A 21,168-nucleotide genomic window follows, 5' to 3' on the forward strand; every position below is an offset into this window, starting at 1 on the left:
CTGCCTGATAAATTGCTGATCCAATTTGTTAACCAGCGGTTATTGAGAAATTGCATAAAAACGCTATATCTGTAATGAATGTAATTGTGTATAGGTTCCATCTTTTTCCAGCAGTTGAGGGTGATTGCCAACTTCTACAATATGCCCTCGTTCCATAACTACAATCCGGTCAGCTTTCCGAATCGTTGATAGGCGATGAGCTACCACAAACGTTGTGCGGTTTTCCATCAAGTGTTCCAACGCTTCCTGAATCAAAGCTTCCGAAGCAGTATCTAGAGACGATGTTGCTTCATCGAGAACTAACACCCGTGGATTACGAATTAAAGCACGAGCAATAGCTAGTCGTTGCCGTTGACCACCAGAAAGTTTTGCCCCATTTTCCCCAATTAGAGTATCAAGCCCCGAGGGCAATTCCTGAATAAATTCTAAGGCATTGGCATCCTTAATCGCTTTGACTAACTGTTCTTCATCCAATTGTTCACTGCCGTACACAATATTCTCTCGCACCGTACCTTCAAATAAGATAGTCTCCTGGGAAACCACTGAGAGAAATTTCCGATAGGTCTGTAGGTCGAGGCTACTCATATCTGTACCATCTAGTAAAACTCTTCCGGTCGTGGGAGCCATGAAACCAATAATCAGACTTAATAAGGTCGATTTTCCGGCTCCGGATGCTCCGACGATGGCAATGGTTTCCCCAGGATTGACCTGTAGACAAAAGTCTTGAATGGCAAACTGTTCCGTATCGGGATACTTATAACTAACGGACTCAAAGGTGAATTCACCACGCACTTGTTGCAGAGCTATCTTACCAGGATTGCGCTCTAGGTCAGGACACTCGATAATTTCACCCACTGAGCGAATGGATTCAAACCCTTTGCCAATCTGTGGCAATACCGCTAATATTTGCACTATCGAGTTAGTCAGGGAATCAAAATAGCCAGTCAGTAACACCACATCCCCCACTGTGATTGACCATTGCTTGGTATAGACTAACCAGGCTGAGGTGATCAAGCAAACCAGACTGAATAAGCGTAGGGTTACCCAAGAAGAGGCATCGGTGATCGCGTTAATCGAGTCAAGTCGCACCGCTGCCTGTTTGACCGTCACTAGCTTGCCATCAATCCGTTCCATCTCAGTCTGTTGAGCACCATGAGCTCGTGTGACTGGGATTAGCTGAATCATCTCGATTAAGCTAGCTGCCATTTCTTCGAGTTGGTGTCTCAAAGCAGAATTGCGATCGCGAATTGGTCGTCTGAGTACCGAGATCAGAATCACAGCGGCTGGAACAGTTCCCAGGAAGAACAGCAGGAACCAAGGAGCACGAATAGCAGTAGCGACAATTGCTACTAAGATAGTTAGCACAGCAGAAGGGACAAACTGGAACAGGGTTGTCGCCAACCCTTGAATTTGTTCCACATCCCGCAACAGTTTGGTTTGTAGTGCTCCCTTGCTGTTATTTTTGTAGAACCCAATCGAAAGCAGTTGCAGCTGCTGGGTGATTAGTGAGCGCAGATTCGACTCCATGTTGCGAGTCGCCAGACTCATAAACCGGATGTGTAAGTAATGGGTGGGGATATTTTGCAGTATAGAAATCCCTAAGATAGCACCATTAATCCATAACTCCGACAGTGGGTGAGTGCTTGGGTTGGAAATAATATCAATTACATTAGCAATCACCAATGGTCTGATCCATTCCGGACTATGTTTGATCACATAAACCGCCATCGACAGTCCGATTTTACCTAGGTCTTGGCGGTACAGATAAAGTAGTGTCCGGAAGGGATACTCACTCCGATACTCCTGAGGAGGTGACTCCTTCGGTAGATTAGATGCTGCCGTAACACTTTCCAGTGATAATGCTTTCATGTCCCCAGTCCCTATGTCTCTTCTAACTGGTACTGTCTTGCCACATGGACTGTAAAGAAACAGACAAGGAATTGTCGATTCTTATAAAGAAACAAAAAATATTTTTTTTCTCGAAACTAAGTCTTTTGTAAAGTCTTTATCGTCGCCAGAACGGTAGTTATAAACATGTATTAATGACCTAATAAAACCGTAAGCATTTTATTTATAAAATACTAATTAATTTTTGTATGTTTTTTTATATAAATTTTACTATAGCAATGGAAGCAAAGCTTAGAACATATTTTTTTTTGCACAACCTACTTAGTATGTCCTAAACTATACTTCCATTGCTATAAAAAGTTACTTATTTAAGACCCCAATAATTTGGGATCACTACCTATTTATCACTACCATTTATTCAGCATCACTATCAACACCCGCACCCCCACCGCTAGTCTCAATTACGGGATAGTAATTTTTAGGTTTATCACCCACGGTAAGCCCACCATGAAGCATGGCTTGAATTTCCGAACCAAAGAAACTATAGGGAAATTTTAATTCTGGAGTACTTACCTGATTAAGACGCATTAAATGCTCCTCGCTCAGGGTAAAATCTAATGCCTGTAGATTATCCTGAAGCTGATGGGGTTTAGTCGCACCAATAATCACCGAAGCAATACCAGGTCGGTTAGCCGCCCAATTTACTGCTACTTGAGCCATACTGCGTCCTACCTCTGTTGCCACAGCTTCTAACTCTGCCACAATTTTCCAATTGCGGACGCTAAACTTTTGAAAAGCTGGATTATTTGACTCTTTCATCGCTTGTAAGCGACCTTCACCCATTCCACCATCTTCACTAGGGCGATATTTACCACTGAGTAAACCACTAGCAAGGGGACTCCACACCATAATTCCCATACCGTGTTCTGTACCAAGAGGGACAAACTCATGTTCAATATTCCGTTCTACCAGGGAATATTCTAATTGCAGCGTGGATAACGTTTCATACCCTCTCAACTCCGCAATAGTTTGCGCACGAGAAGCATACCAAGCAGGAACATCAGAAAGACCGATATAACGCACCTTACCAGAGCGAACTAGATCGTCTAGGGTACGCATCACCTCTGCAGCGCTCGTAATTCTATCCCAGGTATGTAATATGTAGAGATCAATATAGTCAGTATTTAAACGCTTGAGGGACCCTTCCACTGCACGCATAATATTTTTACGCCCATTGCCCCCAGCATTAGGATTGCCAGGTTCTCCGTTGTAGGAAAATTTGGTAGCAATCACCATCAAGTCCCGCAAATTACGCTCAGCAATAAACTCTCCTAACCAAGTTTCACTCGTCCCATTGGTATAAAGGTCGGCGGTATCAATAAAGTTACCACCTGCTTCGACATAATTATCAAATAGGGTTTTGGCGGTTGTACGGTCTGATCCCCAGCCCCACTCAGTACCAAAAGTCATTGTTCCAAGAGCTAGGCGACTGACGCGCAATCCAGAACGACCAAGGGTGTAATAGTTATTCACAGACATAATAAATATTGCCTTATTCTGAATCTTTCGGACTATTTTGCTAAGGGTTATTGCTCAAGGGGAGCAAGGCTTATGATTGAACCCAGAAAAAAAGGCTTTTTCTACATTCGACCGATCCTTCCCCTTTGAGTATTCCAATAGCTAGCGCTGTAAACTTCTGGGATCGAGAGCATCCCGCAAGCCATCCCCAAGTAAATTAAACGCCAACACCGTCAGAATAATCAGCAGTGCTGGCGGCCAAATCAACCAAGGCTGTAGCACGATGATTGAGGCATTGGTTGCCAAAGACAACAAATTTCCCCAGGACGGGTCAGGTTGCTGAATTCCCAACCCAATTAAACTCAGCACCGACTCTGCCACAATGAAACCAGGAACTGCCAAGGTTGCTGATATAATCACATAGGAAGCTGTCTGGGGCAGAACGTGGCGTACAATGATATAAAAGGGATTCGCCCCCATAGTTTTGGCAGCTTGGACAAATTCCCGCTCCTTAATCGATAACACCTGTCCTCGAATCACTCGTGCTAAGCCAGACCAGCTAATAAACGACGTAATCAGAACAATTAACAAAAACCGTTGGGCACTAGTTAGACCAGGTGGTAGCACAGCAGCTAAGGCGACGAGTAGGTAGATACCAGGAATAGTCATCAAAACTTCTACCAGACGCATGATGATCCCATCGACCCAGCCACCGAAATAGCCGGAAATTCCCCCAATGATTAGACCAAGGGGAAAGGAGATCGCAATTCCGACTAGACCAATACTAAGACTAATCCGACCCCCATACACCAAGCGACTAAACTGATCACGTGCTTGCTCATCGGTACCTAATAGATTAATCTTCCCCTCACCCACTGTACCGAACAGGTGACGGTTGAAGGGAATCGCTCCAAACAACTTATACTCCCGACCTGGAACAAATAGACCCACTGGGGAAGGCTTTTGCCAGTCTACATTTAGTTTGCGATCGCCTGTCTCTAAATCCGTTGGTCCTTGGGTTGTGGGATAGACATGGGGACCAATAAACTTTTTGGTTTGCTGGTTACGCCAGTAGATCTTGGTAGGTGGTAGCAGGGAACCATCTGGCTGAGACACATAAGGATCGTAGGGAGCAACAACATCTGCTGCAATGACAATTAGATAAAAGGTCAATAGTAGCAATGCCCCAAAACGGGCGAGAGGGTTCTTGGTAAGTTTTTGCCACCAGTTCATAGGATTCTGACTCCGAAAGGGCGAAAAGCACCTCGCGTTTACTTAGTATAGGTCTTAAAAGCATGGATATTAGTATGGGCGTCCGTACATTAGCTATGTGCAAGCCCATACCCCATATTAATAAGATGGTATCGAAATCTGGTGCAACCATCCTTGAGCCAACACCCTTGACCCAACACCGTTCACCGGGAAGCCTTTACCTTTAATAGCTTCTGGTTATATAGCATTTTTCATAGTAATGAGGGACACAGGATTTTTGCCCTATTCCCTATTCCCTATTCCCTGTTCCCTAAAACCCAAGAGCCTAAGTACCTCACCCCATTGGGAACTGCTATACATTAACCTTTTGTGTCATTTTCACCATTCCATTATGATTTTCTGAGTGTTCAACCACAAACACATTGGAGAAGAGATTAGCCGTAATTTGTTTACCTTCCTGAGTTAAGGATAGGTAACGCAAGGCATCCTGAATATAAGGATATACCCCATTCCAGTAAAACTTAGAGTAGCCTTCCCGCAGATCTCCAGGATGGCGGTACCCAATGGCTTTGTTAAATCCAGTTTCTTCAAACTCATAGAACAAAGCAGTAGTTTTTTTGAGATAGCGTGGGTCACTCAGTTGACCAATCAAGTCAGAGGCGCGAATCAATCCAGGATAGTTACCTGTATCTTGATGATCCCCTTGCTTAGGCACAGGGAAACGAGTCAGTTCAATGTTGTGCTTGATAAACTCGGCATCAATCAGGTTGTGACCACCAAAACGCTCATCAATAAATAATTTTGCCCGATCGACATGATAAGGAGTCAGAGCAGCATCGGTAGACCCTTGGGGTAAATGAACCATCTCCCCATTTTGACCAGTAGCGTAGAGTCGTTTATTTTCTTGGTCTTGGCGACATACTCCTTTAACATAGCCAATATCATGACATGCCAAAGAAATGATAAAGTGTAACCATTTATCAGGACTTACACCACCTTCCCGAATATGTTTGCCTCGCAAAATCTCCTGTCCGACGAGGGTAACTAGGATGGAGTGTTCCACATCGTGATAGAGGGCATCACTGTTGGCAATATTTTCCATCGCCATGCTGCCAGCCCAAGCAATTATATCTTCGTTGTCAGGGTTGAGTCCCCCGTAAGTTCGGCGGTAGCCTTCTCGGAGTCTTCTAACAAAGGCGTTAATTAGAATTTCAGTAGTGTTAAACATGATTTTTGATTGACTTAAATGCTAAGACCTAGTCCAGTATTCCCATAACACTGGCTTAGTTTTACTAGTTTGGTAGAATTCAATTTTTGGTAGTTTAACCTTTTGTATCGGTCCCTTAGGGTTAACGCCTCAGATCTAAACTCTGAGATCTAAACTAGGTAATCCTTGGGCGCTATATCAGCAGAAATGGGGAACGCTAATATTTGTCTTCAGCTTACCAAAAACCCAAGCTGAAAGCCCCGATCAGATCATGTCCAGGTAATTAACCTTAATAAAAATCTTCCCCATCTCCCTATCAATCTTTTTTATAATGAGTATTTTTGCGGACTTGATCTAGCAATTCTCAATGGAGTCAAGTACCTGACCCAATTAAGAAGTGGTATAATACCAATAATAGTTAAATAATAGTTAAAGAAATAGTTAAAGGCTTGCGGGTGTAATTCAGTGGTAGAATGTCAGCTTCCCAAGCTGGACGTCGTCGGTTCGAGTCCGATCACCCGCTTGTTGGATCCATGCTAACCAGTATACCCTGGTGAATAAATCACACCAGGTGTGTGGTCAGGATTAATTTCAACGACCAACTCTACTAGATTTGGGTTTCTAGTCAAGGGTGTAATGAATAATTCTGGATGGAGAGCTTTCCAAAAATAGTTGACAAAATCTCTAATTTGTTTATCTCCCATCCCGGACTTACCCTGAGCAATCATCTGTTTCTCTGCCTGTAGTCGCCATTGCTGACTGAGTCGGTAGTCAGTAGGGTAGAGTACCATCAATCGGTCTAATCGTTCCCAGAGGGGTACATAACGTTTCAGTTGCTGATTCATATCCCGAGCAAACTCTCGGTCTTCCAGGGTCTGAATGGGTTCTGGAAGGGAGCCATCAAACACTTCTGGCTCAATGGGTCGAACCCCAACAAACCACCCTTCAAACAATACAATATCAATACTTTCGACCACCTCTGGAGTGATTCGGTCTCCAGCCCCCCCAAAAGCTGACTTATCAAACCGAGGCACGAGGATTTGTGGGGTAGAGGAAGGGGATCGTAATTGGTCTAATAGCTGTAAACCCAGCTCAACATCATGAGTGCCAGGGGGGCCACGCCAGATCAGCCTGGGGTCTTGTTCTTGAAGCTGTTGTCGCTCCTTGTAGGTTTTGTAGAGGTCATCGATAGACAGGCTGAGAGTGCTGTCGCCTAATTTTTGGAGAATCACACTTAAGACTGCGGCTAGAGTAGTTTTCCCGGTACCCTGCCCTCCTAATATGCCTTGAATCAAAGGACGTCCCAACTGTTTACGATAGGATACCAACGCCATGGCTAAAGGAAGCCAGAGGTTCCAGAGGCATAAGAGAGTCTTTTGCTGTGTTTCAGGAGTAGTTTCAAAATACCGTAGAGCGAGAATATCTGGGTAGACTATCTCAAACAAATGCGATCGCATTTGGATTACCTGTTCACCATTATCCTCTGTGATGCCAAACGCCTTTGCCTTTAGGTGATCAGCCAGTTCAAAAGCCAACAGTTGCTGAGATTCAAGGGGATTTGGTGTTTGTCCTGATACCCACTGCTCTAGAATTTGACCAACGCTCTTGGTGTGACTTATCATTTATCCCTTGTCGGTCAGTAGTTGCATGGGATATCTCCCTTCTAAGGATTCAGCAGTGATCGTGATTACGAACTGATTACGAACTGATTAATAACTGATTACTATTTTAAGAGCCAAGCTTGAAGGCTTCTAAATACATACTGTATACCAGACCAATCTTAAAAGCATTGACTAGATCTGCCAACCATGAAACCCGGTCAACGGTTTGATTTAATTTGCCTTTTGGAAATTTACCGCTATAAATCAACCGGTTAACTGCTTCTGTAAAAATAATCAAGATCCCAGATCTTATCCATTCCTGGCCAGTTCCTGCTGTAGTACACAGGGCTTGTCCTACCAAGAAGCCAAACAGAAAGCTAATCAGGACCATCGACAGGCGTCGCCATGGATTAGCAAACCATAGCCCCAGCCGCGTCCATAAAAAATCAACTAAATTATTAAGACGGGTATTCTGCATCTACTACACTCATTGAAACAAGAATAACACACGTGTAGACCATGCTATCCCTTTTTGGAATCATGATAGCCTGCTAGACCTCAATCACCCCCTAGCCCATTGATGAAGTTTACGTTAGCTAATAGGTTGAAAAATTGGTGGCAATCTTGGCAACAGCATCCCACCACCATCTGGACACTTTCTATTCTGTGGTTACTCCTGATCAGCTGGCTAGCTTTTTTGTGGAATTTGGGCAACATCGGTTTAGTAGATGAAACTGAACCCTTGTTTGCTGAAGCGGCTCGCCAGATGACGGTGACAGGTGACTGGATTACCCCTTATTTCAATGGTGAGACTCGCTTTGATAAACCCCCCCTAATCTACTGGTTGATGGCAATTGGTTACCGGTTGATTGGGGTGAATGAATGGGCAGTAAGACTGCCGTCAGCCCTGAGTGCGATCGCATTAACTGGATTAGCCTTTTACACCCTACGATCTTATGGGATTTCCCGTCCTGGTGCCTTTACCCCTGATCTAGATTCTAGTCAGCACAGGGATAGCAAAATCAACCCTTCCTATCTCCAGCGGCAGTTGTGGCTCTGTGCCTGGATTGGTTCGACCCTGATGGCAGTGAATCTTCAAACCATTATCTGGGCAAGAACCGGTGTCTCAGATATGCTACTCAGCGGCTGTGTGGGTGGTACATTACTAACCTTTTTTCTAGGGTATGCCCATCGAAACCATAGGAGCACAGGAGCACAGGAGCTCGGAAACAGCGAAACAACTGTTGCTAAAAGCCCCTCACCCCCTCACAAATACCCTTGCCCTTGGTACCTAGCCTGTTATGTGCTCATTGCTCTAGCTATCCTTACCAAAGGACCAGTCGGTATCGTTCTACCCACAGTAATTATTGGTGGTTTTCTGCTTTACCTGGGAAATGGCAGGGAAGTATTGCAGGAAATGTGCTTATTTAGAGGCATTTTGATTATTTTGGCTCTGACACTACCTTGGTATCTATTAGTAACCCTAGCCAATGGGCAAGCCTATATCGACTCGTTTTTTGGATATCACAATATTCAACGCTTTACTCGCACCGTTAACCGCCACGCTGGGCCTTGGTATTTTTATTTTCCAGTAGTACTGATAGCTTTTGCCCCTTGGTCGAGCTACTTGCCCTTTGCGATCGCACGACTAAAATTTTGGCGGCGGGTGCGGTGGCGTAACTCACCCCGTTCTACTCATTTGGGTTTATTTGCTCTGTTCTGGTTTATAGGGATTTTCGGCTTTTTTACCATTGCTGCCACGAAACTACCAAGCTATGTCCTACCCCTAATTCCAGCTGCCGCCATTCTTTTGGCTTTATTGTGGAGTGACCAACTCACCTATACTAGTACTCTTTCCTGGTCTGCCCCTCTGCCCCTTTCCCCATCGATGCTACTCAGTAGCTTATTTAACCTCTTGTTGTTAATTGCCCTTGCCACTGCTATTTTCTTGGCTCCGGAATATATCGGTAGTGGACCAGCAGCACCCAACTTACCGGAGCAGTTGCAAGAATCCGGCTTAATGGTGAGGGGAGGTATTATTTGGAGTTTAACTGCTATTGTAGCAGCACTATTGCTGTGGCGACGTTGGTTGTTTGGGGTATGGATAGTCAACCTAGTGGGATTTTTAGCCTTTCTTATTTTCGTGTTGACCCCGACTTTATTGTTAGTGGATCAAGTGCGTCAATTACCCCTACGGCAATTATCTGCCATTGCTGTTCAAGAAAAGCAATCGTCAGAAGAATTGATTATGATTGGTTTCAAAAAACCCAGTGTGGTTTTTTACACCCAGCAACCCGTCACCTACATGAGCAAAGGCAAAAAAGCACGAAATTACATGAAAGAAATAGCAGTGACTCAGCCTTCACCTCCCTCAGTTTTGATGTTAGCTAGGAATAAAAGGCTAAAGAAAGCCAAGCTAAAACCTGAGCAATATACTACCTTAGCTAGTCTTGGTCCCTATAAACTCATTCGGGTTTCAAAACAAGTTTTTGTTGATAACTCTAAAATTAAAAATTGAAAATTTATTTTTCACACTTCATACTTCACAATTTTATTCAAATAACAAATTACTAATTATTAGCTGTTGACTAGTCAAGCAAAATTGACATCATTATTTTACTTCTGTTGTTTCTGTTATAATAGTTGATTGAGTCTGGAGCCGTGCTTTTGATCCAGATTGCTCGGTCGATAATCTGGCCGCCTCAGCCAGCGTTCTATTACACTGTCGTGAAGGTCATCAAAGTTATCAGAAATCTCTCTTAGCTTGCGCCCTGTGAACTTGAATATACCCAGATCATTGTTGAAATCAATTTCATAGTTAAGGTTGATACCAGTGGGAATTGCGCTTGGGTCAAACTCAAGACCAAGACCGATCTTGCCGATTGAGTCGATCATCCACTGCAGTGCGCAGTCGGACAAACCGCTCTGTTGCTGGGAGCCACCACCGACGGAGCCGTGAACCCCTGGAAACCATACTTCACGAACAACCTGGGTTTGGGAAAGGTGGCTTTTGTCCATTGGGGTCACGTCAAAGACTTTGCGCTGCTCATCAATGGATACAGCATGCAACCCATGCTCAATAATCGGACTCAAAGAGGTATCGTGGAATCTGTACTTTTCGTTGACCCTTTTGTCAAACCGCAACAAGGGGGATAAATTAGGGATACCAAGGGAACCGACCGTGTCCCAGCAGCCAAGTAAGGTAATGGGAACACGTTCTCCGTATTTTTGGCGGAATTCCACCATTTCTTTATCATCAGGATTGGTAGCCCGAGAACGGTACAGTTCGTAGGCTTCCGGAGCTTTAGGAATCTCGGAGCGGGATAGCAAGCCTGAGTTATAAATCATTCCAGCGAGACTGCGCACGGTGTAAGCCCCACGACTGAAACCGAATAGGTAGATTTCGTCACCAGGGGCGTAGTTTAAGCAAAGAAAGCGATAAACATCCTGGATCTTGGTATCAATCCCTCTTCCAAAAGCCCCACCGAAAACCTTGCTCTTCAGAGAGTCTTCTGTGCCAATTCCCTCATCGTAGAATACGATTTGTAGAACTCCGTCACTACCCAATGGTTTAACGGCCTGAGAAATCTTAACCACATTGCTTGGGTAAGTACTTGATAACTCTTGCCATGTTCCATCACAACATACCACAAGACGTTTCATGGTCTACCTCCTTTAAAAACTTACTTACTCTTACTTACTATTTAAAACTCTTTCAATTCAACTAAATACTTTCGAGCAACTTAGATGATAGAGCGATCGCTCGATTCATTAACCATAAGCCATACTAGAGATTGGGACTTATTTTTCCAAAACGTATTACTAGATAATCATCCTTTTGTCAATCGTTTATAGTTTTTGGGTTTGCCTTTGCCATTTTGAGTTTTATTATTGTTATTACGTTTTAAACAAGTTTTAAACAAACTCTGATTAATTTTAGTAAAAGTAATTAACCCTTACGCTATTAATTAGCAACAAATATTAACTGTGATTAACTATAAATGCTAAGGTAAACGTGATCAAAATCAAAATAACTTTGGGTGGATAGGAGCTGTCTTCTCCATATTAGCTTGAATTTGGAAAGAAGGCTCACGCCATAATCATTGATTTGCGGTGGTTCGCAACAAGTGTCTCTAATACTGGATGGACAATCACGGTGTCAGATAATATGACCGACTTGCATCTCACTCCTTTAAAGGGTTGGGTTCATGACCTGCTTAATCTGCTTTAATAACTGGGTCATTGACTGAGAATGCCAGTGTACAATCTGAGTAGCAATTTTCTTAAGCAGCAACTCCAACTGAGCATTGGAGTTACTACTGTTACTACTCTTGATTACTGGATCATGCTGATTAGCGTCTAATCGATGATCCAAAACCAGAATTGGTGGTCGCTCTGGTAATTGAGCAAGAGTTATCAATCCTTGGGAATGTTCTAAAGGATTAGTGAGATCTGTTAATCGAATCAGCAGCAAGTCCACACTTTTTCCCTGAACTTGACGGTATACTTCTGCCCAAGAACAGGCAAGTAAGCTAGAATAACCAGCAGTTTGTAAGTATTGAATCAGTGCCTGTAGCCAAGATGTTGATGATTTTCCTCCCAGAGAAAATCCGTAGGATAAGTGAGACGATTCAACGTTCAACCTGTTAACCTGTAACGGATTACCCCTAAACTTTGTTCTCTGCTCCCCCGTGTCCATCACTAAAATGGTAGGCTTGCAACTGATTCCAGCTGCCACTTGAATGACTTGCAGTATGGCAGCCATCTTTTGTTGATTATTTGGTGCTAAACAGGGATAGACCGAAAGACCAGTTACTTGATTAGCTGCTTCTGTAGTTTGGTGATCCAGGGTTACTAGTGGTAAAGTACTCAAGCTTGGATATGATGAAAACTGATTCAAGTATATTAAAGGGTTGATCAGTCGAGCACCATTTAATACAATCACATCTGGATTCCAAACCCGACTCAATAACTCAGCTTGATCGAAATCATCGGCTTCGAGTACCCGATAATTCAGGTCTAAGTGTTCTAGACTCAATAGTGAAGTTAACTCATCAGTCAGTGCAGACGAGTCAGAGTTCTGGTAGGAATCTATATAATAGCCTTTTCGCCCATCACCAGGATTGAGATAGAGAATCGTTAGCACACTACTGGTATTACTCTCGTCTTTAGCCAGGCGAGAAAGGTTTTCTCGTAATGCTTCCTCTTGTACCGGCAAACTTAAGAAACCATCAGCTTTGTTGTGGGTTGCCTGCTGTTTTTCAGCCTGGGTGGCTGTGACCAAAACCGGGATGTGATTAGTTTGGGCATCCGACTTTAGCAGTGTTAGGACATCCCAACCAGAAAGTTTTGGTAGTAGGGGATTGAGTAAGATAGCATAGGGTTGTAAACGGCGGGCTTTTTCGATGGCTTCCGTACCAGAGCGGGCAACCACTACCCAATAGCCTAAACTCTTGAGCTGTTCCGTCAATCCTTCCAGGTAAAGAGGTACAGCTTCCACAATTAACACTAAACGGTTGGGCGTCGAAGATGGGGGGTGAGAGGTTGCCATTGGTGCAATCTCTGATAGTTGCTCATCCCAATTGTCCAATTGATCAGATGAAGCGTGGGGAGGACAGGGGGGGAAGAGTAGGGTAAACTGACTACCGACCCCTGCCTTGGAAATAAACGAGACATCTCCACCATGCAAGTGAGCTAGATGTTGTGTTAAGACTAATCCCAGACCAGTCCCCTCAAAGCTACGAGTCAGAGGCTTTTCCAGCTGTTGGAATTTCTGAAAGATCAAGTGCTGTTTATCGGCAGGAATACCAATGCCAGTGTCCCAGACCGTGAAAGCAATCCAACCTTGCCACCAATTGACCTTCAGACCAATTTCACCACTGCCATCGGTAAACTTAAGGGCATTAGAAAACAGATGGGCCAACATTTGCCGTAAACGCAACTCGTCAGCAATCAGCATCTCTAAACCCGGTTCAATCTCTAAGGTGAATTTTGTGGGATAATCTCGATTGTTCTCCTCCGAGTGTTTTGAGTCTATCTCAGAGCGAGCCTGGTCATAAGCGCGATCGCATACAGTCCGAATTGGCACCGGTTCGAGGGTAAGTTTCAGTTGACCAGTCTCCATACGGGTCAAATCGAGAATATCGTTGACCACGGTCATTAGCTTACGCCCACTCTGATAAATTAACTGGGCATAACGGGATTGACGTTGATTGAGTTCCCCTAGGGCTTGGTCTTTCAACAAAGTTGACAAACCCAAAATCGCAGTTATTGGTGTTTTCAGTTCATGGCTAATACAAGCTAAAAACTCATCTTTGAGTCGGTTGAGTTGCACTAAATCAGCATTTTTTGCTGCCAGTTCTTGGGCAAAAAGTCGTTGCTCTGTGGTATCTTGAGCCAAGACTAGGTATAATTGAGAGTCGGGTGGCTCAGACCTAGAGATTGGAGATCTCGAATAGTCAAAAGCGACCTTAGGCTCACAACTGCCAGTTTCTAGTCCTCCCTCCCAAAGGGCAGCGACAGAAGGTGACAGAGGAATTTTGACAAACGAGAATACCTGCTCCTGGCTGTTTGAAAGAGTTAAGTCAGTTGGTGCAGCGGTTTCCCGGCACCGGGTATGGTTTCCCCCGGTTTTCTTCACTGCTTGTGAAAACAGTAGCACGCGCTCGTGAATAGTGGTTGCTGCTTGATAGGGAGTATCAAGAGCACAGTATTGCCCAACAGCAGCTTGTTCAGAGGTTTTGTCTCCCTGGTCACAAACATTGCCCACAGATAATGGCCATTGTCCTGGAGAGGTCGGAGCAGATTCGTTATGAAAGGTTGAGGAATTCTGGGTATCAGGCTGACGCCACTGGAAGTCTATCGATTCCATTGACTGTTCCATCGATTGGTTCAAACCTTCCTGACTGACTTCCCTCGGTACATCATTGGATAGCAAACGATTGTAAGGAGAACGGTAGGGGATCTTTTCCCTAGCTCCAGGGTTTTTCTGGGCAGAGGTAGTATTTTTAGTTCCTGTGGTGCTAGCATTTGCCAGATTCCCCTCGGATGATTTCTCAATCTGCTCACGCCAGGTCAGATTCTGGACTAAAACTTTTCCCGTCGAGGTTTGTATGCTTAGGGGTAATGGCAGTTGTTCTAACAGTTGGACTAATGGGTTAATGCCCTTGAACTGGGCAGTTTTAGTGACGGCTTCCTCCTGAGTTTTCAGTCCTGAGTTGATTCGAGATGATAATCCTAGGGAATTGACCCAAGAACTCTTGGCTGTTAATCCATAGTCTGGGTGGTGAGTCCTGAGGGGATTAGGGTTCAGTCCCTTGGGTTGAGTACGCTTTACTATCGATTCAGAACGTTGTTGGGTGAATGTGGATGCTAATGATTTTAACAGCAGCCAACTGTTAAGGAGTCCGATAAATTTCTGGTCCCCATCTACTAATGCCCACTGTTCCTGATCTCGGATGGGGAATTGGTTAAATTCTCTATCCCAGTTGCTGCTCAACTCCCCTAACCCCCCCTCCCTACTTCCATTGTCTTGTAGGTAGTACCAGAATTGGTTTAGACTCAGCTTACCTGGTAGGATAGTTATGGGTTCAATGATGTTTGGCTCTACCCAAGATAGTGGTTTGTGAAGAAAACCAGTTGTCATTGTTGTTCCTGAGCTACCTACCTTAGCTAAGGAAAGCAGGTGAGGCATGATCTGCCTTAGGTTCACTACTCCCACAGGATATTGCTGTTCGCTGACTACCACAATCGAGTCATGCCTTGAACCATTAAAAATATCTAGCAGAGTAGCCAACTCAGAGGTACTTTGACAAACAGGAACTAGCTGGGCAAATTTTTGGATACTGGGAGTAGGCATGGGCATAACCAATCTAGCTTCAACAGCGGTTGAGCGCTACAGTAGCAACACATCCTCCTAAAGTAGCAACAAAGGAATTAACTCAAGCCCAACAGGGCTAGGGCTATCCCCTAATGCTTGAAGAGCAAGTACTTTTCAATATACTGCTCAACACTGGGGATATAGTGAGGCGCGAAATCAAAATTAATTACAATTATCAGACTGTTTCAATTTAATTTAATTTATATTAAGCTGATTGTTAAAAAAAATGTTAAAATATTACTGGTTTAAGTACTCTTATATAGTAAGAGTAACCAGTTTGTTATTCCAGACCTGTTGTGTTGCTTTCCCAACTAACCATATGTACCCTGATCAGTTCTGATTCCCTAGCTCAATCCCTTTGTCAGGTTTTGGGTAGCGAACATTATATTATACACTCTACTAGTTCAGAATCTGAATTTTTTGAGGTGGTTGAGCAACATAAACAGGATCTTGATTGTTTGGTATTGCAGGATACCGACACACTTCCCAAGGTGATCCACTACTTGTACCTGCAAGGAACCACCTTACCTGCAGTATTTTTGCGGTCGGACTCCTCAGAAATCCCCTCTAGGGTTGACAGCAATCCACAGCTGCCTTATAACCAGACGACCCATAAATTCACCACTAGATCCAGGGCTCATCTGTTCCATCCGGCAGAAGTGGAACTTACTATTGAGCAATTACCTGAGATTGGCAATTTCATCCAACAGGCGATCACCGGGTTTTTGTCTCTGGCTCCCGCCTGTAACTTACCCAGGTCAGATGACCCGGTTTATCCTACCCTCGCAGTAGCTAATTACAGTTTCTTGAGTAAGCAGCAGCACCGGTTAGCTGAAAAGCTCAGGGAAAGACTCGGATACCTTGGTGTGTACTACAAGAGAAATCCTCAGCTTTTTTTCCGTAATCTATCTCTCAACGATAGGGATGAGCTGTTAGAACACTTAAGATCAGAGTATCGTCAAATTGTTCTACAGTACTTTGCTCCGGGAGATACTCTAAACCAAGACATCGATCATTTTGTAGAACAAGTGTTTTTTGCGGATATTTCTATATCTAAGATTGTAGAAATTCATATGGAACTGATGGATGAATTTTCCAAACAGTTGCAGCTGGAAGGGCGTAGAGAGGATATACTGCTTGATTATCGCCTGACGTTAATCGACGTGATTGCTCATTTAGGTGAAATGTATCGCCGCTCCATCCCCAGAGAACTGTAAGATCAGCATAATCGGATCAACATTGAGTAGTAAGCTTGATGGGAGGCTCTCCTAAAAAACCGTTTCCTTGAGTTCCTTGATCCCTTGTATTGACCTTTAACCCATCTTCTCCTAAACTTACGAGCCTATGAGTTCCTATAAAAAAACCTATGTTCTCAAGCTTTATGTAGCTGGGAACACCCCCAACTCCGTCAGGGCTTTGAGAACACTGAAAACTATTCTCGAACAGGAATTCCAAGGGGTTTACGCTCTCAAAGTAATTGATGTTCTTAAGAGCCCCCAACTAGCTGAGGAAGATAAAATTTTGGCAACACCAACCTTGGCCAAAGTTTTACCGCCTCCTGTACGAAAAATCATTGGGGACCTCTCAGATCGAGAAAAAGTCTTGATCGGCTTAGATTTGCTTTATGAAGAACTCCGTGAAGGAGATTTGGATTTCTAAATAGATTATACCATTTTAGATTAAAGCGTGAAGATTTAGCAAGTCAGCAACACCATTAAACAAACTTTTTTTTTGATTAAGAACATTTACTTACGACCAATATGAATCAATTGAATCAAAATGAACAATATCAAAACTCAGTAACAACGGTCGGTGTCCAGAAAATACGGACAATGATCGAAGGCTTCGATGAGATCTCTCATGGGGGTTTACCATCTGGTAGAACCACCCTGGTCAGTGGAACGTCTGGCACTGGAAAAACTCTATTAGCCGTTCAATTTCTCTACAACGGCATTAGCAATTTTGATGAAGCTGGTGTGTTTGTTACATTTGAAGAATCACCCACGGATATCATCAAAAATGCATCGAGCTTTGGTTGGGAGCTAAATAAACTAGTTAATGAAGGCAAGCTATTTATTCTGGATGCTTCCCCGGATCCAGAAGGACAGGACATTGTCGGCAACTTCGACCTGTCTGCCCTGATCGAACGTATTCAGTACGCCATTCACAAATACAAAGCCAAGCGAGTTTCCATTGACTCAATCACTGCCATCTTTCAGCAGTATGATGCTGCTTCGGTAGTACGTCGAGAAATTTTTCGCCTAGTGGCACGCCTGAAAAACATTGGCGTAACTACCATTATGACCACAGAGCGAGTTGAAGAGTATGGACCAGTAGCTAGATTTGGGGTGGAAGAGTTTGTCTCGGATAATGTGGTTATTGTCCGTAATGTCCTGGAAGGGGAACGCCGACGCCGTACTATAGAAATTCTCAAGCTGCGGGGTACTACCCATATGAAAGGAGAATATCCCTTTACGATTACGGATCAAGGGATCAATATCTTCCCCTTAGGAGCAATGCGACTGACTCAACGGTCTTCCATGGCCAGAGTCTCTTCTGGAATCAACACTCTTGATGTTATGTGTGGTGGTGGTTTCTTCAAGGATTCCATTATCCTGGCAACGGGTGCCACAGGTACTGGCAAAACCTTGTTAGTGAGCAAGTTTATCCAAAATGCTTGCATACAAGGTGATCGCGCCATTCTTTTTGCTTACGAAGAATCTCGGGCTCAGCTATCTCGTAATGCATCGTCTTGGGGCATTAATTTTGAGGAAATGGAACAAAAGGGTTTATTAAAAATTCTTTGTTCTTATCCAGAATCAGCGGGGTTAGAAGACCACTTACAACGGATTAAAACAGAAATTGCTGAATTTAAACCCTCTCGCATTGCCATCGACTCTCTTTCTGCTTTAGCGCGGGGAGTGAGCAACAATGCGTTTCGGCAGTTTGTGATTGGTGTGACGGGCTATGCGAAGCAAGAAGAAATTACTGGCTTTTTTACCAATACCACAGATAAGTTTATGGGAGCTCACTCCATTACCGATTCCCATATTTCTACAATTACTGACACAATTATAATGTTACAGTATGTGGAAATTCGTGGTGAAATGTCCCGTGCTATCAATGTATTTAAAATGCGTGGCTCTTGGCATGATACAGGAATCAGAGAGTACACTATCAGTAAGGATGGACCAGAAATTAAGGATTCCTTCCGCAATTACGAACGAATTATCAGTGGTTCTCCCACTCGTATTCCCCTCGATGAAAAGAGCGAACTATCTCGGATTGTTAAAGGTGTTCGTGATAAGTCGAGGGAATAATATCGAGTCTGTTTAATCACTTCGTATTCATGGAAATTGTTAATTGTTCATTGTTAATTGTTAATTGCTAATTCCTCTCGGTGCGCTTACAGTCGTCGAATTAAAATCGCCACGGGTCGCACCGCATTGACTATTGACAATTTTCAATTTTCAATTTTCAATTGACGAAAAACCTTTAATGATAAGTAGTCAACTGGATACGATATGACTCTATCTCCTTCTGTGGATGGCTTCAACTCACTGTCAACGGATTTAGTAACACTGATTGACCAGCTTCCTAATCTAGAAAATCGTAAATGGATCAAACGGTCTCTCGCAGTGCTAGTGCGACTAACTGGGGAAGAAATTGACCGTCTGGACTGGAAAATAATCACCGCTTCTCTAGAAGATATGGAGCGGGCATTTCAAGTTTTTTATCCCTATCGTCATGTCCGTAAAGTTACCATTTTCGGTTCATCACGCCTTGCTCCAAATACTCCTGAATATCAGCTGGCAGCTGAATTTGCCTATCATTTAACCCAGCAGGGATTTATGGTAATGACTGGTGCTGGTGGTGGCATTATGGAGGCAGGAAACAAAGGTGCTGGCTCTAAGCATTCGTTTGGTCTGAATATTCAACTACCGTTTGAGAACGACGCAAATTCGTTTATTGCAGGGGATCCCAAGCTGATTGAGTTCAAGTATTTTTTCACTCGCAAGCTATTTTTTATCAAGGAAACGGATGCGCTTACCTTATTTCCTGGTGGCTTTGGTACTCAGGATGAAGCCTTTGAGTCTTTAACCCTTTGTCAGACAGGACGATTAGAACCAACTCCTTTAGTACTGATTGATAAACCTGGTGGCACCTACTGGAAAGATTGGGATGCTTATATTCAAAAGCACCTCATGCAACGGGGTTTGATCAGGCCCTCAGATTCCAGTCTCTATACCATCACAGATAACTTAGATGTGGCTTACCAAACAATTAATCGGTTTTACCGGATTTATCACTCTAGCCGCTATGTCAGAGATCAATTCGTTATTCGCCTCAAATCTGAGTTGTCAGAGGCTGAGGTTGAACAGCTAAATCAGGATTTTAGCGATATCTTGGTTCAGGGACGGATTGAGAAAACTCAGGTTTTACCAGAAGAACTACCTGATGAAACCGCTGAACTCCCCCGTCTGGTTTTCCACTTCAATCGACGAGATGTTAGCCGTCTTTACCAGCTACTGGCTACTATTAATGACATGGGTGTTTCCGAAGAAAGTACAACTCATCCGGAACTGAAATAAGCCTTGGATGCTTACATCCTTAAAATACACAGGAGGCTTGACCAATGACCAATACCGGTAAATGACCCACTATCTTGCTGGTAATGGAATTAGAGCGAGATACTCTTAAACCGTCATTAATCGGGATAATCCGGTATAAAACGGTCAAGGTGCAATTTATTGTTGCCTGAGGGAGGAGTGGTAGTCAGCAATTGGAGTTAAGCCTTCCACTCATCTTTCTAGGCGATCCTGGCATCTCGACCAGGAGTTCCTTAAAAGCCTTAGTTTTGCTATGCTTGCAATTAATCCATCCAAGCTCAACTGCATCAAGCAAACTAAGTCCCATCCCTTCCAAGAAACGCGCGGTACGACGCAACAATACTGCCTGCACCTCGGTTTTACTCATATACCGGGTGATTTCCTGATCCGTACCTCGATTAAGTATGTTTTTGGCAGCATTGTAGTCAGCCTGTGTTAGAGTCGATGTCCCCTATTATGGGGAGCACCTCTCCTTCAGAACCAAGCGTGAAGGTTTCCCCTCACTCGGCTCCTAGATATCCTTAGCTTTCGCTTTGCTTCAGTGTATCTGTTGGTGGCAGCTTTGATGTACTGCTAGTAAGTTCTTAGATTTCCAATTGTCGTGGTTTCCATCGACGTGATGGAGGTGTACAGATTCGTCTTCTAAGAACTTTAAACCACAGTGTCCACAGGAATGGTTCTGTTTTTTCAAAGCTTCAGAGGTAGCATCAGAGTATAATCGTGAGTTCCGATTGCTCCAATAGACTAGGTCGCCATCATAGGGTGACTTAGTCCCCTTTACATTTACATGTTGGTTTTGTTTGTAACCTACCTTTGGGAATCCTTTTTTACATAGTTCGTTGGCTTTATACCGGTTGACCTTCTTTTCTTTACGGAATTTCCGGTTTGCGGTCTGGTTCATGAACCATAGGGAGTCCCGAGCGCTGCTCATGTCGCAGCTGCTGTGGTAATTACGCCAACCGCGTACGATGGGGGCTAACTTTTTGGCTTTTACTTCAGCACCATAATTCGAGTTGTTGACTATGGCTTTGATTTTCTTGCGTATGTTCCGGTGATTTTCCTCTGAGGGAATACATCGGAATTTTCCGTTTTTCTGGACGCGGAAATTCCACCCCAGGAAATCAAATCCATCTGTCGCTTTAGTTAGCTTGGTCTTTCGAGCGCTGATTTCCATCCCGCGTTCTGCTAAGAACATCTTGATTTTATTCAAAATTTTCTCGGCGTTGTCTTTTGGCTTGAGGATTAGGCGGGTAGGTAAGGAGCCTCGCGGCTCCGTTCCCCCCTCAGAACCGT

General features: G+C 43.8%; 15 protein-coding genes and 1 tRNA gene. 6 read left to right on the forward strand and 10 right to left on the reverse strand.

Going from position 1 to position 21,168, the window contains the following annotated elements:
- Window positions 1-63 precede the first annotated feature (63 nt).
- The 4 genes from AC4II3_RS20395 to AC4II3_RS20410 form a co-directional block, all read right to left on the reverse strand.
- Window positions 64-1,869: an ABC transporter ATP-binding protein gene (locus AC4II3_RS20395; protein WP_488029455.1), complete on the reverse strand. Its 1,806-nt coding sequence runs from the start codon at window positions 1,867-1,869 to the stop codon at window positions 64-66.
- A gap of 393 nt (window positions 1,870-2,262) precedes the next feature.
- The gene (locus tag AC4II3_RS20400; protein ID WP_488010322.1) at window positions 2,263-3,387 is read right to left on the reverse strand and encodes an aldo/keto reductase; all 1,125 of its coding nucleotides are present in this window, start codon (window positions 3,385-3,387) and stop codon (window positions 2,263-2,265) included.
- Between the two features lie 141 nt (window positions 3,388-3,528).
- Window positions 3,529-4,599 (reverse strand): ABC transporter permease, encoded by a 1,071-nt coding sequence (locus tag AC4II3_RS20405; RefSeq protein ID WP_293091611.1) that lies wholly within the window; start codon window positions 4,597-4,599, stop codon window positions 3,529-3,531.
- Window positions 4,600-4,930: 331 nt separating this feature from the next.
- The gene (locus tag AC4II3_RS20410) at window positions 4,931-5,806 is read right to left on the reverse strand and encodes an Npun_R2479 family HD domain-containing metalloprotein (protein ID WP_488010323.1); all 876 of its coding nucleotides are present in this window, start codon (window positions 5,804-5,806) and stop codon (window positions 4,931-4,933) included.
- A 430-nt stretch (window positions 5,807-6,236) separates the two neighbouring features.
- On the opposite strand from AC4II3_RS20410, the gene AC4II3_RS20415 reads away from it, so the two are divergent.
- Window positions 6,237-6,308, forward strand: a tRNA-Gly gene (locus tag AC4II3_RS20415).
- A 13-nt stretch (window positions 6,309-6,321) separates the two neighbouring features.
- Here AC4II3_RS20415 and AC4II3_RS20420 read toward each other — a convergent pair.
- A complete protein-coding gene (locus AC4II3_RS20420; protein ID WP_488010324.1) occupies window positions 6,322-7,407 on the reverse strand; it encodes a glycerate kinase in 1,086 nt (361 codons plus the stop codon).
- A gap of 106 nt (window positions 7,408-7,513) precedes the next feature.
- Window positions 7,514-7,864 carry a DUF565 domain-containing protein gene (locus tag AC4II3_RS20425; RefSeq protein ID WP_488010325.1) on the reverse strand — a complete coding sequence of 117 codons (351 nt, stop codon included), beginning with the start codon at window positions 7,862-7,864 and terminating at the stop codon, window positions 7,514-7,516.
- A 102-nt stretch (window positions 7,865-7,966) separates the two neighbouring features.
- On the opposite strand from AC4II3_RS20425, the gene AC4II3_RS20430 reads away from it, so the two are divergent.
- On the forward strand, window positions 7,967-9,904 hold the full coding sequence (locus tag AC4II3_RS20430) for an ArnT family glycosyltransferase (protein WP_488010326.1): 1,938 nt from the start codon (window positions 7,967-7,969) through the stop codon (window positions 9,902-9,904).
- A gap of 116 nt (window positions 9,905-10,020) precedes the next feature.
- On the opposite strand, the gene AC4II3_RS20435 is transcribed toward AC4II3_RS20430, so the two are convergent.
- Window positions 10,021-11,049, reverse strand: a complete 1,029-nt coding sequence (locus AC4II3_RS20435) for a T6SS phospholipase effector Tle1-like catalytic domain-containing protein (RefSeq protein ID WP_488010327.1) — start codon at window positions 11,047-11,049, stop codon at window positions 10,021-10,023.
- A gap of 529 nt (window positions 11,050-11,578) precedes the next feature.
- Window positions 11,579-15,244: an ATP-binding response regulator gene (locus AC4II3_RS20440; protein ID WP_488010328.1), complete on the reverse strand. Its 3,666-nt coding sequence runs from the start codon at window positions 15,242-15,244 to the stop codon at window positions 11,579-11,581.
- 317 nt (window positions 15,245-15,561) lie between these two features.
- Between AC4II3_RS20440 and AC4II3_RS20445 the strand changes: the two genes are divergently transcribed.
- The 4 genes from AC4II3_RS20445 to AC4II3_RS20460 all read left to right on the forward strand — a co-directional run bounded on the left by AC4II3_RS20445 (window position 15,562) and on the right by AC4II3_RS20460 (window position 19,857).
- Window positions 15,562-16,482, forward strand: a complete 921-nt coding sequence (locus AC4II3_RS20445) for a circadian clock protein KaiA (protein WP_488010329.1) — start codon at window positions 15,562-15,564, stop codon at window positions 16,480-16,482.
- 127 nt (window positions 16,483-16,609) lie between these two features.
- Window positions 16,610-16,924, forward strand: a complete 315-nt coding sequence (gene kaiB / locus AC4II3_RS20450; protein WP_008182352.1) for a circadian clock protein KaiB — start codon at window positions 16,610-16,612, stop codon at window positions 16,922-16,924.
- Between the two features lie 101 nt (window positions 16,925-17,025).
- Window positions 17,026-18,585: a circadian clock protein KaiC gene (gene kaiC / locus AC4II3_RS20455; protein WP_488010330.1), complete on the forward strand. Its 1,560-nt coding sequence runs from the start codon at window positions 17,026-17,028 to the stop codon at window positions 18,583-18,585.
- Between the two features lie 204 nt (window positions 18,586-18,789).
- Window positions 18,790-19,857, forward strand: a complete 1,068-nt coding sequence (locus tag AC4II3_RS20460) for an LOG family protein (RefSeq protein ID WP_488010331.1) — start codon at window positions 18,790-18,792, stop codon at window positions 19,855-19,857.
- A gap of 19 nt (window positions 19,858-19,876) precedes the next feature.
- Here the strand turns inward: AC4II3_RS20460 and AC4II3_RS20465 are convergent, their stop codons facing one another.
- Both AC4II3_RS20465 and AC4II3_RS20470 read right to left on the reverse strand, forming a co-directional pair.
- A complete protein-coding gene (locus tag AC4II3_RS20465) occupies window positions 19,877-20,005 on the reverse strand; it encodes a hypothetical protein (RefSeq protein WP_488010332.1) in 129 nt (42 codons plus the stop codon).
- Window positions 20,006-20,413: 408 nt separating this feature from the next.
- Window positions 20,414-21,168 (reverse strand): HNH endonuclease (locus tag AC4II3_RS20470; protein ID WP_488010333.1); only part of this gene is annotated, 755 nt, incomplete at its 5' end.

Source organism: Moorena sp., assembly GCF_982860115.1.

Bases quoted from the DNA above. Each gene is read 5' to 3' on its own strand.
- AC4II3_RS20405 (WP_293091611.1), bottom strand. From the start codon at position 4,599: ATGAACTGGTGGCAAAAACTTACCAAGAACCCTCTCGCCCGTTTTGGG.
- AC4II3_RS20440 (WP_488010328.1), bottom strand. From the start codon at position 15,244: ATGCCTACTCCCAGTATCCAAAAATTTGCCCAGCTAGTTCCTGTTTGT.
- AC4II3_RS20435 (WP_488010327.1), bottom strand. From the start codon at position 11,049: ATGAAACGTCTTGTGGTATGTTGTGATGGAACATGGCAAGAGTTATCA.
- AC4II3_RS20460 (WP_488010331.1), top strand. From the start codon at position 18,790: ATGACTCTATCTCCTTCTGTGGATGGCTTCAACTCACTGTCAACGGAT.
- kaiC (WP_488010330.1), top strand. From the start codon at position 17,026: ATGAATCAATTGAATCAAAATGAACAATATCAAAACTCAGTAACAACG.
- AC4II3_RS20430 (WP_488010326.1), top strand. From the start codon at position 7,967: ATGAAGTTTACGTTAGCTAATAGGTTGAAAAATTGGTGGCAATCTTGG.
- kaiB (WP_008182352.1), top strand. From the start codon at position 16,610: ATGAGTTCCTATAAAAAAACCTATGTTCTCAAGCTTTATGTAGCTGGG.
- AC4II3_RS20425 (WP_488010325.1), bottom strand. From the start codon at position 7,864: ATGCAGAATACCCGTCTTAATAATTTAGTTGATTTTTTATGGACGCGG.
- AC4II3_RS20410 (WP_488010323.1), bottom strand. From the start codon at position 5,806: ATGTTTAACACTACTGAAATTCTAATTAACGCCTTTGTTAGAAGACTC.
- AC4II3_RS20420 (WP_488010324.1), bottom strand. From the start codon at position 7,407: ATGATAAGTCACACCAAGAGCGTTGGTCAAATTCTAGAGCAGTGGGTA.
- AC4II3_RS20400 (WP_488010322.1), bottom strand. From the start codon at position 3,387: ATGTCTGTGAATAACTATTACACCCTTGGTCGTTCTGGATTGCGCGTC.
- AC4II3_RS20395 (WP_488029455.1), bottom strand. From the start codon at position 1,869: ATGAAAGCATTATCACTGGAAAGTGTTACGGCAGCATCTAATCTACCG.